At 67.0% G+C, this 13,945-nt stretch carries 10 protein-coding genes; 5 read left to right on the top strand and 5 right to left on the bottom strand.

Annotated elements, in window-relative coordinates; genetic code table 11:
- Positions 1 to 57: 57 nt before the first annotated feature.
- From BKA25_RS18620 to BKA25_RS18610, 3 genes are all read left to right on the top strand, one after another.
- The gene (locus BKA25_RS18620; RefSeq protein ID WP_069847969.1) at positions 58 to 2,922 is read left to right on the top strand and encodes a vitamin B12-dependent ribonucleotide reductase; all 2,865 of its coding nucleotides are present in this window, start codon (positions 58 to 60) and stop codon (positions 2,920 to 2,922) included.
- 1,031 nt (positions 2,923 to 3,953) lie between these two features.
- The gene (locus tag BKA25_RS18615) at positions 3,954 to 5,516 is read left to right on the top strand and encodes a PQQ-dependent sugar dehydrogenase (protein ID WP_069847970.1); all 1,563 of its coding nucleotides are present in this window, start codon (positions 3,954 to 3,956) and stop codon (positions 5,514 to 5,516) included.
- A 244-nt stretch (positions 5,517 to 5,760) separates the two neighbouring features.
- Positions 5,761 to 6,162 carry an ACT domain-containing protein gene (locus BKA25_RS18610; RefSeq protein WP_069847972.1) on the top strand — a complete coding sequence of 134 codons (402 nt, stop codon included), beginning with the start codon at positions 5,761 to 5,763 and terminating at the stop codon, positions 6,160 to 6,162.
- Between the two features lie 47 nt (positions 6,163 to 6,209).
- On the opposite strand, the gene BKA25_RS18605 is transcribed toward BKA25_RS18610, so the two are convergent.
- Positions 6,210 to 6,647, bottom strand: coding sequence for a MerR family transcriptional regulator (locus tag BKA25_RS18605; RefSeq protein WP_069853440.1), 438 nt, complete (start codon positions 6,645 to 6,647; stop codon positions 6,210 to 6,212).
- Between the two features lie 64 nt (positions 6,648 to 6,711).
- Here BKA25_RS18605 and BKA25_RS18600 point away from each other — a divergent pair, with 64 nt between their 5' ends.
- A complete protein-coding gene (locus BKA25_RS18600; protein WP_221312370.1) occupies positions 6,712 to 7,608 on the top strand; it encodes a polysaccharide deacetylase family protein in 897 nt (298 codons plus the stop codon).
- Positions 7,609 to 7,657: 49 nt separating this feature from the next.
- Here the strand turns inward: BKA25_RS18600 and BKA25_RS18595 are convergent, their stop codons facing one another.
- Genes BKA25_RS18595 through BKA25_RS18580 form a run of 4 tightly spaced genes read right to left on the bottom strand, consistent with a single transcriptional unit; the run spans position 7,658 to position 11,783 of the window.
- Entirely contained in the window at positions 7,658 to 8,545 is an 888-nt protein-coding gene (locus BKA25_RS18595; RefSeq protein ID WP_069847974.1) for a GntR family transcriptional regulator, read from the bottom strand.
- Positions 8,546 to 8,554: 9 nt separating this feature from the next.
- Positions 8,555 to 9,592: a 4-hydroxythreonine-4-phosphate dehydrogenase PdxA gene (gene pdxA / locus BKA25_RS18590; protein WP_069847976.1), complete on the bottom strand. Its 1,038-nt coding sequence runs from the start codon at positions 9,590 to 9,592 to the stop codon at positions 8,555 to 8,557.
- Positions 9,589 to 10,782, bottom strand: a complete 1,194-nt coding sequence (locus BKA25_RS18585; protein ID WP_069847978.1) for a four-carbon acid sugar kinase family protein — start codon at positions 10,780 to 10,782, stop codon at positions 9,589 to 9,591. The genes pdxA and BKA25_RS18585 overlap by 4 nt, the downstream gene beginning before the upstream one ends.
- Positions 10,779 to 11,783, bottom strand: a complete 1,005-nt coding sequence (locus BKA25_RS18580; protein WP_069853442.1) for a 2-keto-3-deoxygluconate permease — start codon at positions 11,781 to 11,783, stop codon at positions 10,779 to 10,781. The genes BKA25_RS18585 and BKA25_RS18580 overlap by 4 nt, the downstream gene beginning before the upstream one ends.
- A gap of 207 nt (positions 11,784 to 11,990) precedes the next feature.
- On the opposite strand from BKA25_RS18580, the gene BKA25_RS18575 reads away from it, so the two are divergent.
- Entirely contained in the window at positions 11,991 to 13,871 is a 1,881-nt protein-coding gene (locus BKA25_RS18575; RefSeq protein WP_069853443.1) for a Xaa-Pro dipeptidyl-peptidase, read from the top strand.
- The last annotated feature ends 74 nt before the right edge of the window (positions 13,872 to 13,945 follow it).

Below are 13,945 nucleotides of genomic sequence, written 5' to 3'. Positions count from 1 at the left end.
GGGCCGGGGCGTGCGCGGGGATCGCCGACCGACCCAGGAGAATTGAGAGTGAGCGGCATGACAGAGACCGTCGGGAGTGCACCGGCACGGTCCAAGCGGGCCAAAGCGGCGGCGAACTCCGCCGCAGGGCCGACCGGCACCGAAGGTCGGCGCCTGCGAGTGCAACGTGTCCACACCACCGAGGGAGTTCATCCCTACGACGAGGTGACCTGGCAGCACCGCGACGTCGTGATGACGAACTGGCGCGATGGCTCGGTCAACTTCGAGCAGCGTGGTGTGGAGTATCCGGATTTCTGGTCGGTCAACGCCGTCAACATCGTCACCAGCAAGTACTTCCGAGGTGCGGTCGGCGCGGACACCCGGGAGCACAGCCTGCGTCAGCTCATCGACCGGGTGGTGAAGACCTACGTCGCGGCGGGTATCGAGCACGCCTACTTCGACACCGATGCGGACGCACTCGTCTTCGAGCACGAGCTCACCTGGATGCTCCTGCACCAGGTGTTCAGCTTCAACTCACCCGTGTGGTTCAACGTCGGCACCACGTCGCCGCAGCAGGTCTCGGCCTGCTTCATCCTGGCCGTGGACGACACGATGGAGTCGATCCTCAACTGGTATCGCGAGGAGGGCTTGATCTTCAAGGGCGGCTCCGGTGCGGGGCTGAACCTGTCGAGGATCCGGTCGTCCCGCGAGTTGCTGTCCTCGGGTGGCACCGCCTCGGGCCCGGTCTCGTTCATGCGGGGCGCGGACGCCTCCGCCGGAACCATCAAATCGGGTGGCGCCACTCGGCGGGCCGCCAAGATGGTCGTCCTCGACGTCGACCACCCCGACATCGCGGAGTTCGTGGAGACCAAGGCCAAGGAGGAGGCCAAGGTTCGCGTACTGCGTGACGCGGGCTTCGACATGGACCTGGGCGGATCCGACATCGTGTCGGTCCAGTACCAGAACGCGAACAACTCGGTGCGGGTCTCCGACGAGTTCATGCGAGCCGTGGAGTCTCGGGGTGATTTCGGTCTGCGAGCCCGGATCACCGGTGAGGTCATCGACGAGGTCGACGCCGACGAGCTCTTCGGCAAGATCGCCCAGGCAGCCTGGGAATGCGCGGACCCGGGCATCCAGTACGACGGAACCATCAACGACTGGCACACCTGTCCTGAATCGGGTCGGATCTCCGCGTCGAACCCCTGCTCGGAGTACATGCACCTCGACAATTCGAGCTGCAACCTCGCCTCGCTGAACCTGATGAAGTTCCTCAAGGCGGACGGCACCTTCGACGGTGAGTTGTTCGAGAAGTCCGTCGAGCTGGTCATCACCGCGATGGACATCTCGATCTGCTTCGCGGACTTCCCGACCGAGGCCATCGGCGACACCACCCGGCGTTTCCGCCAGCTGGGCATCGGCTACGCCAATCTCGGTGCGCTGTTGATGGCCACCGGGCATGCCTACGACTCGGAGGGTGGCCGCTCGCTGGCTGCCGCCATCACCTCCTTGATGACCGGCGTGGCCTACCGTCGTTCGGCCGAGCTGGCAGGCATCGTCGGCCCCTACGAGGGCTACGCGCGTAACGCGGAGGCCCACCAGCGGGTGATGCGCAAGCACTCCGCCGCCAACGACGACATCCGCACGTTGCACTCCAACGACGACACCGTGCGCACGCTGGCGAGCCGGGCCTGGCAGCAGGGCCTTGAGATCGGCACGGTCAACGGTTGGCGCAACGCTCAGGCCAGTGTGCTCGCTCCCACCGGCACCATCGGTTTGATGATGGACTGCGACACCACCGGTATCGAGCCGGACCTGGCGCTGGTGAAGTTCAAGAAGCTGGTGGGCGGCGGCTCGATGCAGATCGTCAACCAGACGGTCCCGCGTGCGCTGGAGGCCATGGGCTACCAGCAGGAGCAGGTCGAGGCGATCGTCGAGTACGTCGCCGAGAACGGCCACGTGGTCGATGCTCCCGGACTGCGCGCCGAGCACTACGAGGTCTTCGACTGCGCGATGGGCGAGCGTTCCATCTCGCCGCTGGGGCACGTGCGGATGATGGCTGCGGTGCAGCCGTTCATCTCGGGTGCGATCTCCAAGACGGTGAACATGCCGGAGAGCGCCACCGTCGCCGAGGTCAAGGAGATCTACTTCGAGGGCTGGAAGCTCGGCCTCAAGGCCCTGGCGATCTACCGGGACAACTGCAAGGTCGGCCAGCCGCTGTCGGTGTCCAAGAACAACACCGCAGAAGCGCCGGTGGAGACCGTGGTCGAGTACCGGCCAGTGCGTAAGCGGCTGCCCAAGAAGCGTCCGAGTCAGACCTACTCCTTCACGGTCGGCGGTGCCGAGGGTTACCTGCATGCGGGTTCCTACCCGGACGACGGTCTGGGCGAGATGTTCGTGAAGCTCGGCAAGCAGGGCTCGACTCTGGCCGGGGTGATGGATGCCTTCTCGATGTCCATCTCGGTGGGCCTGCAGTATGGGATTCCGCTGGAGTTCTACGTCTCGAAGTTCCAGAACCTGCGTTTCGAGCCTGCGGGAATGACCGACGACCCGGACATCCGCATCGCGACGAGCGTGTTGGACTACCTGTTCCGTCGGATGGCGCTGGACTACCTGCCCTACGAGAAGCGTGCCGGCTTGGGCGTCTTCACCGCGGCGGAGCGCACTGCGCAGGTCGAGAACGACTACTCGGCAAACCCGGCCGCCGAGGCCGAGAAGGTCGACCTCGAGGAGCTTCGGACCTCCGTCGATGCCGACAGCAAGCGCACTCAGGCGCCTGCGGCGAGCGCGGCACCGCGGTCGGCGGGCAGCTCGACGGAGCTGTTGGAACTTCGGCTGGGCAAGGCCGCGGACGCGCCGCTGTGCTTCACCTGTGGCACGAAGATGCGCCCGTCCGGTTCGTGCTACCTCTGCGAGGGCTGCGGTTCGACGTCCGGATGTAGCTGATCCCGAGTAGCCACGCGGCCGTGTCGGCCGCGTGTATGACGACCCGATGAGGACCGGGGGCCGAGATCGTCTCGGTCCCCGGTCCTCATCGGATGAGCCGGCCGTGGGAACCGAACCGAGGTATTCAACCTACTTGACCAGCGCTGCTGACGCCTCGTGGCGGTGGATCGGGGCCGATTCCAACTCCGGGCGATAAATCGGTTGTACCGTCGCGGAGGGCGTTGCTAGTCTTCGGTCATGCGCTGACAAGCTCACATCCCGTGGTGTTCTGATCCCACGTTCTCGCCCGCCGCTTGGTCGGTGGTGCCTGTGTCCGATCGACTTCGACGCCTTCTGTGCGTAGGTCTGATCGTCGATTCTCCACTCCGCCTTGGTGTCATCGTTGACGACTGCCGTCGATCATCGATACCGATGCCGGGCTGTCCGCAGTATTCCTCGAAACCTGAGGAGGCGATGTTCTATGTCGCGAAATGAATTCAGACTTCCATCAGCCCTCGCGTCGACCAGCGAGGCCATCCCCACCACGCCGTCCGAGGCCATCGAGCTCTCGGAAGCACCGACGCCTGGGCTCAGTAGGGCCGAACGTCGTCGGGCGGGGAAGAAGCGGGAACCGATCGCGGGACCGGGCTCGGCCCGGCAGCCACGGATCCCGGCGCCGCCGCCACGACAGTTCGCACACCGGCGTCGGGGCTGAGCTGCCCGCCGCACGGTTGAAGATCACCGCCATGTCGTGCCTCGGCGGCTGCATCGATCGAACAGTGCAGCCGCCGAACCGACATGGCGGGCACCGTGAACTGGGCTTTCGTCCATAGTCTGCCGCATCGTGCGGTCCCTATGCGGTGCTGGTGTCGAGATCTCCCGCCGCAATAGGGCAGCGCTTCGTGCGTTGCCTGAGAACGCTCTCCCTGGCGGTACCGGCCTCCTCGATGATCACGCTACGTTCCCAGTGGCCTCAATCACCTGGACCGGTCCGTCAGCGGGCGTGCGGTGACAGACGGGTCCCCCAACCGGCATGTCCGGGAGGAGAAACGATGTCGAGGAGATCATTAGTGCGGCGGTCGGCCGCCGTGGTCGTGGCAGCCGTCATTACGCCGTTGGGCATGATCGGCGCTGCGACAGCGGAAGAGTCAGCCGGTTCCGCCCCCGCTGCATCGGTTGCCGCAGCCGAACAGCTCGACCGATTAGCGGTCACCACGACCCAGGTGGCCTCCGGGCTCCAACGTCCCACCGCGATAACCGCACCCGACGATGGCAGCTCCCGACTGCTGATCGCGGAGAAACCCGGCACCGTTCGGGTGTACAACCCCGATTCCGGGCTCGAGAGCGAACCGTTGCTGGATATCACCGATCGCGTCGACGACACGGCGAACGAGCGGGGACTGCTGGGCATCGCGGCCTCGCCCGACTTCGAGGAGACCCATTCCCTCTACGTCGCCTACACCTCGCTGCCCGCAGGCGAGGTGACGCTGTCCAGGTTCGCGTTGTCCGATGCGGCCCAGGATCCCGTGCCCGCCGACGCCGAGGAAGTACTGATCACCCAGCCGCACAGCGAGTTCACCAACCACAACGGTGGCCAGGTCGCCTTCGGCCCGGACGGTGCGCTGTACTGGAGTCTCGGCGACGGTGGCGGTTCCGGTGACGCGCTGGATGTCGCCCAGGACCTCGGGAGCCTGCTCGGGAAGATCCTGCGGATCGACGTGAGCGCGGACTGTCCCGACGCCTACTGCGTACCCGCCGACAATCCCTTCGTCGGCGATGAGAACGCCAGGCCGGAGATCTGGGCCTACGGCCTGCGCAACGCGTGGCGATTCTCCTTCGACTCGCAGGACGGCTCGCTGTGGATCGCCGACGTCGGCCAGGGCACCCAGGAGGAGGTCAACCGGCTCGCGCCCGACCAGGGAGGCGCAAACCTCGGATGGCCGTGCCGGGAGGGCACCTCGGAGTTCGATCCTTCGCGGTGCTCGTCGGACGTCGACTACGTCGAGCCGGTGTTCACCTATCAGACCGGCGCCGACGGCTGCGCCATCGTGGGCGGTCACGTCTACCGGGGCGCGCAGTTCGCGGACGCTGCGGCTGGCGCGTATGTGACGACGGACTACTGCACGGCTACCGGTTGGGCGATCGATGCCGCACCGGAGAGCTCCCACCCCAGCGCGGTGATCGGTGAGTTCCCCATCCAGGTGTCCACGTTCGGTGAGGACGCCGACGGCGAGCTGTACGTGGTCAACGATCTCCCCGGTCAACTGCACGAGGTGTCCTTCGAGCTCGAGCCTGACGCGTCGAACTGCGCGGTCGGATACGAGGTCCGGAACCAGTGGGGGACCGGTTATATCGGAGCGGTCACCGTGACCAACAACGGGACCGAGCCCATCGAGGATTGGTCGTTGTCGTGGACTTCGGCGCCGGGCGAACGCGTGACTTCGGCCTGGAACGCCACTGTCGTGGCGGACACGGGGACGATCACGGTGCGCGGAGCCGAGTGGAACTCCTCGATCGCGCCAGGAGCGTCGGTGGACTTCGAATTCCTGGCCACGCACAGCGGTGCTGTCTCGGTGCCTGGCGAGTTCACAATGAATGGCAGTGTGTGCGACTAGGGATCGGCACGTACGCCTTCGATCGGCGGCCTTGGCGAGGGTGCGCTCGTCCCGATGTCCACTGAATTCCATTGGTGGACCGGCGGTCTGATGTTTCCGCCGCTGCGTTGCGGCGCGGCGGCGGGGCGTCGGCTCGCTCGCGTGCGAGGTCTGTCTGCGCGGCCTGTGGAGCCCGTCGGGCACCGTGGAGTGATTTCACCGAAAGCTCGCTGCGGGGTGTGGAATCAGCTTGGACCATGACCGGATGGAGCTCGACGTGCTGGCCGGTGAGTACGCGGTGTGCAGACTGGCGGCGGGGGAGGACCTGCCGGACTGGGTGGGACCGCGCGACGGCAGCAGGTTGTGCGCCATCACCTGGGCGGGGACCGAACTCTCCGTGCTCTGTCCCTCGGAATGGCTCCCACCCACGGCGGATGCGGCCGGGATCAGAGCCACGCTCGGCTGGTTGGCCCTGCGAGTGCGGGGGCCACTGGATTTCGTACTCGTCGGGGTACTGGCCTCTCTCCTCGACCCGCTGCGGGACGCCGAGGTGAGTGTGCTCGCGATGTCCACCTTCGACACGGACTATCTGTTGTTTCCGGCTGCGAGCCGGGAGCCCGCGCTCGCGGCGCTACGCGAGGCTGGACACACCGTGGCGGAGGGGTGACCGCAACCGTGGAACGGTCGACGGATAGCGCGCCGGACCTGCGCTGATCACGGCGAGTCCGAGGCATCCCGAGGGGGCACGGTGCGCTGTTCATCCGCAGCCGGGTGGCCCTCGGCGTTGGTTGGTCGGTAGCGGCGTACCGCTTCCAGATAGGCCGCGATGGCATCGCGATTGCGAGTCAGGAACTCCACGCGATCGGTCATCCGGTCACGTTCGCGTTCCAGCGTCGCGATCATTTCCGGCGTCGCATCGGCGAAGTAGATATCCATTGGTTCGCGGAGACAGCGCAGGATCTGTTTGATGATTCGCGTTGGTAGACCGGCATCGAGTAGGCCCCTTATCTGTCGCACGCGGTCCACTGTGGTCGCGGGGTAGAAGCGATAGCCGTTCGCGCACCGTTGCGGGGCAAGCAGTCCCTGCTCCTCGTAGTAGCGCAGTAGGCGACTTGGAGTCCCGGTGCGCTTCGATAATTCGCCGATCCTCATGTGTTCCAGGTCACCCTTTCCTGCGTTGACCCTCACATCAATGTGAGGGTTACACGATACCCGCATGAGAACCGAGAACAATCGCTATCAGGCCGGGCCGAGGACCGTGGAGAACGAACTCTTCGACTACAGCCCGATCGTCGATCGTCCGCCGATCCGCTGGCCGGGTGGGGCCAGAGTGGCTTGTTATGTCGGGCTGAACGTCGAGCACTATCTGATCGATCGGCCATCGACCAGCATCTTCCAAGGCACTGCGGCGCTGTCTCCCGATCCGTTGAATTACGGATGGCGGGACTACGGTCCCAGAGTCGGGATCTGGCGGATGATCGAGAGTCTGGACCGACACGGAATTCGCGCCAGCGTACTGCTGAACTCCGAGGTCTGTGCCCGCTACCCACAGATCATCGAGGCAGGCAGGCAACGGAGCTGGGCCTGGCTCGCACACGGTAGGGACAATTCGACCTTGCAGGCCGCGATGTCCCGTGCGGAAGAACTCGCCTACCTCACCGAGGTCGTCGACACCATCGCCTCCGCTGTCGGCCTGCGGCCCCGCGGATGGATGGGACCAGCGCTCACCGAGACCTTCGAGACTCCGGACCTACTCGCCCAGCTCGGGCTGAACTATGTCCTGGACTGGTGCAACGACGACCAGCCGTATCGACTACGGGTACCGGGTCTGTTGAGCGTGCCGTACTCGGTCGAACTCAACGATGTGATGTTGTTCGGCAGAGGTGTCAGCGGACCCGACTTCCTGCAGATCGTCAAAGACCAGTTCGAGCAGCTGCATGCCGACTCGCAGCACAGTGGGCGAGTGATGGCACTTGCCCTGCATCCCTTCATCATCAATCAGCCGTTTCGACACCGGTATCTGGACTTGGCGCTCGAATTCCTTGCGGCGCAACCGGACATCTGGCTGACCACCAGTGACGACATCGCCGAGCACTATCGACAGAACAGCTGACGGCAGGCGCGGCAGCACCGACTGAACCACCCACGGCGGCCCGAGTCGTTCAGCTTGCGCTGGGCCCGCCCGCCAGCGAATCCAGTTCGTGGCGAAGCTGCTCCATCAATTCTCGGGCGCGGTCGAACGAGGGACCTTCTCGGGTGGCCACCGAATTGGGAGGCGTCGCCGCTGAGAGGAGATCGGAGGTGGGAGTCAGGCGTAGCTGTTCGTCCTGTTCGCTCAGTTCCACCTCGAAAGCGACCCGGTCGGCGCGGTGCCAGGTGGCGAACCACTCCAACGGACGACCCTGCCGGTCTGCACCACCGCCCTCCAACAACAGCAGCGGTGCACCCTCGGGTAGCGCTAAGGCCTTGGCGAGTCGGGCGTCGGCGGGGACGGCTCGGACCTGTCTACGTCCACTCACCGGCCTGCTGCCCAGCGTCGTCTCCAACACATCGTGCAGCGAGACGTCGGTGAGCATCTCCTCGGTCAACCCGGCGACTCGCGCTGCGGGGAGCCACGTGCGGACATAGGCCACCGGTTCCGAACCCACCGAGCGCACTCGTTCCAGCCGCACGGTGTCGGTGGTACCGAGGTACTCGGCCACCTGCGGGGGTGGATTGGCCGAGGTCAGGTGGACCACCCGGGTGCGCAGCGTCAGACCGCTACGCGAGAACTGGTCGAACAGTCCGGTGGCCCGCTGCACGAGCCTGCGATGCTCCTGGGGCGGAGCCACCACCGGCGCTCGGCCCTGTTCTCGGCGAACGAGACCTTCGGCGACCAGCGCGGCCAACGCCTGTCGGACCACGCTGCGCGCAACCCCGAAGCGCTCCCGGAGCATCGCCTCGCTGGGCAGTGCTGCTCCGGGAGCCATCGCGTGGTCACGGATCTCGGACCGCAGCACGGCGGCCACCTGCGCGTGCAGCGGTTGCGGGGAGTTACGGTCCACTGGCATGGGGTGAGTCTAGGAAGCTGACTCGGCGCGCTTGCCGGTCTCCCACACATAACCCCAGCCCGGCGCGAGTTCGGCGGCTCTACGCAGGGCCAGCACCAGACTGGCCTCCCTGGCCTGACCCGTGCCCACGATGTCGAACGCCGTGCCGTGGTCGACGGAGACCCGCACCACCGGGAGACCGACGGTGATGTTCACGCCGTCGTCGCCGTAGACCGCCTTGAACGGCGCGTGTCCCTGATCGTGGTAGCAGACAGCCACCAGCCGCCACTTCCCGCGCACCGCAGCGGGGATCAGCGCATCGGCGGGCAGTGGTCCGACGGCGTTGACGCCCTCGGCGACCACCTCGGCGATGGCGGGCGCGAGCACGTCGGCGTCCTCGTCGCCGAACAATCGGTTCTCGCCTGCATGCGGGTTGAGCCCGGCGACTCCGATCGGCTCGTCGGGCCTGCCCAGCGCGGTGCCGAACGCGCTCGCCAGCCGCAGGACATCGGTCACTCGCTGCCGGGTGACGTGCTCGATGGCGTTGCGGAGCGAGACGTGCGTGGTGAAGTGGAAGAAGAACAGCTCGCCCGCCGACAGCACCAGGCTGAAGTTACGCACATCGAACTCGTGCGCCAACAACTCGGTGTGCCCGGGCCAACGGTGGCCTGCGGCGTGCATGGCCGCCTTGTTCAACGGTGCGGTGACGATGCCGTCCACCTCGCCGGCACGAGCCAGGGCGCAGGCCGCCTGGACGAACCGAACCGCCCCATCGCCTGCGGCGGGGTGCACCTCACCCGACGGCACCTCGGCCAGCGATTCGCCGACCTGGATCACCTCGACGAGTCCGGGTTCGTTGGTGGCGTCGGATGGCGCGTCGATGACGCGCACCCGGTCCGGGTCGCCGCCCGCCACTCGGACGCCTGCGCGCAGGGCGTCGGCATCGCCGATGACCACCGGCGTGCAGATCTCCCGCAGATCGTCGTGGCCGAGCAGGGCCTTGGCGGTGATCTCGGGTCCGATACCCGCCACGTCACCGATCGTCAGCGCCAGGATGGGCTTGGTCATGTCCGGTTCCTCCTTGTGACGACCGCGTCGGCGGCCAACAGCAGCACGTCTTCCTCGCCGAACCCGCCGGCCTTGGTGACCATGGGCAGCCCATCGGCCTTCCCGCCGAGAATCCGGCTGCGCGGCACACCGGAGACGATCTCGTCGTGAAGTCGTAGACCCGTCGCACCGAGCACCTCGAGCACTGCCCGGGCGCCGTCGCCGCCGGTGACCACGAGCCCGCCGACGACATGGCGTTCGATCAGATCCGAGGTCAGTCCGGCGAAGCGCCGTGCGATATCGGCGGCGTCCGCGCCTGCGGCGACCTCGGTGGGGCTCATCAGCAGGATCGGGCCGTCCCCTGCAGGCGCCTCGGCGAGAAATCGCTCTCGCCAGTCCCGCCACCGCCGTTCGTCGGCGATCACGGCCGGATCCGGCTGATGGAACCGATCGGGATGTGCCGCCGCGAGTCGCTCGGCTTGGCGGCGACTGACCGGATGAAGCGAGGTCACCACGACGAGCGCGGTGCCGTTGTCGGCACGCGGGCCCTCGCCCCACACGTCGGCCAGATGTCTGCCCAGCCCGGCCGAGCCGACCGGGACCACCGCGTCACCCAGTTCGACGATCGCTGCCGCCAGCAACGCGAGGTCTTCCTCGGTCTCGGCATCGACGACCACGAGTGGGCCCGAATCGCGTAGACGCTGTGCTGCGGCCACGGGATCGGTGAGATCGGCGAGGCTGACACCCGTACCGCCGAACAGGCGGGGAAGCAGACTGTCCTGCGCCGAGGTGACCGGGTCGGACCCAGCCGAGGTCTCGGCGACCGGTACCCCGTCGACCAGCAGCGTTCCCGCGCGGACGATGCGGCCTGCGGCGGGGAACGCCGGACAGACCACCGCCAGTGCGTCGGGATTCCACGCCGCCAGCGCCGCAGTGGTCTCGGCGGCCACGGGGCCGCGCACGGTGGAGTCGACCTTCTTGTACAGGCGCTTCGCGCCTGACTCGCGTAGTCGGGTGACGGCCTCGGTCACCAGCGCGGCGGCTTCGGCGGGCGTGACGTGCCGGGAGTCGGTGGTGACGGCCAATACCTCGGCGTCGGTCTCGGTGGGCCTGAGCTGGAGCTCGGTGGTCCAACGTGCCCGGGCGAACTGCACGGCGGTGTCGTTCGCACCGGTCAGGTCGTCCGCGATGATCGCGATGTGCGGGCTCATGCCGGATCCGCCGTTTCTGTCGGGGTGGTGGTCGATTGGAGCGCGCCCTCGCGCTTGAGCACCCAGGACGCGATGAGCGGCGCGGTGATCGCAGTGATCAACACGCAGGTGGCGACCTGTGCGGTGGCGGTCCCGACGAACTCCGCGAACCGAGGATCGGCGGCGGCGACCACGGCGGGTGTGGCGATCGCATTGCCCGCCGTGGTCCCGGCGGCGAAGCCGATTCCGCTCTGCTTGCCCCTGCGCAGCAGGAACTTGTAGCCGAGGTAGACCAGCCCACCGGTGATCGGGGTGATCAGCAGCCCGAGGGCCAGACCGGTCAGTCCGCCGCTGGCGATGGAGGCCAGGTCGATGTCGGTGCCTAGGGAGAAGGCGAAGAACGGGATGACGATGTTGGGCACGGGCTTGAGCACCTCGCGCCAGTTGCCGTCCAGATTGCCGACCACGATGCCCGCCACGAACGGCACCAGCGCCGCGACCAGCGCGATGACGGGGATGTCACCGAGACCGGACGCGCCGAGGAACAACAGGGTCAGGAACGGCCCGTCGTTGATGGCGCTGGCCATGTACGCGCCGCGATCGCGTTCGTCGCCGTATTGGCCCGCGAAGGCCAGCCAGAGACCACCATTGCTGTTGTCCAGGGCCGCGAGCAGCGCCAGGATCGAGACGCCCAGGATGCCGTCGATGCCGACGAAGCTGCCCAGGACGACCACCAGCAACGCGGGGACGAGGCTCTTGGTCAGCAACAGGGTGCCTGCCGTGGCGAGGACGGGGCCACCGGTGCGTCCGGTGATCTGGGTACCCGTGACGAAGATCAGCAGGGCGATCAGCGGCATCGCGCTGTCCTTGAACAGCGCGGTGGTGAAGCCTCCGATCTCCAGTGCGCCCGGCGCGAAGGTCCCCAGTAGCGAGCCGAGGACCAGCGGAACCAGCATCAAGCCGCCGGGGATGCGGGTCATGGTTCCGAACAGCGGAACCACCGAGCGAACGCGCTCGTTCATGGTCGTCCCTTCCGACAAGGCGGGGACGTTGCTGGTCCCCTCGCAGCGCAGCACCATCGGTACGTACAAGTGGTACGGACAATGTGCCACAACGTGGCCCTCAAGGGAAGCGTCGGCGTCGGCTCGGAGGTGCTTGACACCGATCCCACGCCCGGCCAGGGTGATCAGAGTTCGTTCGGTGTCCGAGACTGCACGGGGAGTAAAGCCTTGAGACCAGTCAGAGGTGTCCTGCTCGCCGTGGCGGTCGCGTTGCCCGCTGCGGCCACGCCCGCCCTCGCGGGTGACGGCCCGAGCGCTCGACCAGGCCCATCGACGGCGGCATCGACGCAGGTCGCGCCCCCGTGGGACTTCGAGAGCGGTGCGTCCGCCCCGGTTTTGGACCCCGCCGAGGTCGTCCGGGAGAGCCTGTACGTGACCGCGCCGGTCGATAGCGACCACGACGGTCGCGACGACGAGGTCTACGTCGAGGTCGTGCGTCCCGAGGTCACCGAGACCGGGCTCCAGGTTCCCGTCGTCTACTTCGCCAGCCCGTACTTCTCCGGCGGCAATCCCATGGAGTTCCACGACGTCGATGTCGAACTGCACGTCCCAGAGTCCGCGAACGCGGGGGAGCGTGCCGCCGAGGTTTCAGCGGTGCGGACCACCGAGGCCGCCGATAACGAGGTGGCCCGGCCCGCAATCCGCTCTGCCTACGAGGACTTCCTCCTGGCCAGGGGATATGCCGTGGTGTACGCCGAATCGCTCGGCACCGGGCTGTCCACCGGCTGTCCCACGACCGGCGGCGCCAACGAGACCGCAGGCGCCCGCTCGGTGGTGGACTGGCTCAACGGTCGGGCCTCGGCTCGTGACGAGTCGGGAGCGGTGATCGAGGCGGGTTGGACCACCGGCCGCGTCGGCATGATGGGCGTGTCCTATAACGGAACACTGCCCAACGCGGTCGCCGCGACCGGCGTCGAGGGCCTGGAGGCGATCGTCCCGATCGGCGCCATCTCGAACTGGTACGACTACTACCGAGCCGATGGTGCCGTCGTCGCACCCGGCGGGTATCAGGGAGAGGACGCGGATGTCCTCGCCACCTATGTGCACACCAGGTCGGATCGCGATGTCTGTGCGCCGGTCATCGACGCCCTCACCGAGGCCCAGGACCGCGTCACCGGCGACTACAACGAGTTCTGGGACGAGCGCAACTATCTGAACAACGTCGACCGCGTGCACGCCGCAGTGCTGGCCGTGCACGGACTCGACGACTGGAACGTGAAGACCCGCCAGGTCGCCCAGTGGTACGAGGCCCTCGCGCAGCACGATGTTCCTCGCAGCATCTGGCTCCACCAGGCCGGGCATGTCGATCCGCTGTCCATCCGGCGGGAGGAATGGTTGGAGACGCTCAACCGTTGGTTCACCCGTTATCTGCACAACGTGGACAACGGCGTCGAGGACGAACCCAGGGCGACGCTGCAGCGGGAGGACGGCAGTTGGGCTCGCGAGGCCGACTGGCCTGCACAGACCGCATCCGACGCCGCCCTGTGGCCGTGGCCCGGCGGTGGTTCCGAAGGCGAGCTCGACCCTCGTAACGCGGTGCCCGGCAGCCCCACGGTGGAACGATTCGCCGACGACGCCACCAGATCGGCCCAGAGCCTCGTCGATGCACCGAGTTCCGGCAATCGCCTGGCGTACTACACATCGCCCGCCACACAGGACGTACGACTCAGTGGCACACCGAGGGTGGACTTCGCCGTCTCGTTCACCCGGCCTGCGGCGAACCTGTCCGCGTTGTTGATCGATCGAGCCCCGGACGGAAGCACGAAGATCGTCACCCGAGGCTGGACCGACCCGCAGAACCGCGAGGCCGACGACAGCACCAGCGCGATCGTGCCCGGCGAGACGTACCAGGTCTCGTTGTCGATGCAACCGCACGACTACGTACTGCCCGAAGGCCATGAACTGGGTCTGGTCGTGCTCTCCAGCGATCGGGAGTACACCCTCCGGCCCGCGCCCGGTGCCGGACTGGCCGTCGAGCTGGGTCGGACTCGGCTGGTGTTGCCGACGGTGGGCGGTAGTAGCACATTGGCCGAGGCGTTCGGCCGCTGATCACCCAGTCGAGGAGACAGTTGTCCACATAGCTCGGTTCATCCACAGATCCGAGCGGCGAACGGCGGCGAACC

Source organism: Actinoalloteichus hymeniacidonis, from assembly GCF_014203365.1.
Taxonomy (GTDB): Bacteria; Actinomycetota; Actinomycetes; order Mycobacteriales; family Pseudonocardiaceae; genus Actinoalloteichus_A; species Actinoalloteichus_A hymeniacidonis.
This window is presented reverse-complemented; position numbering and strand designations above follow the sequence as displayed.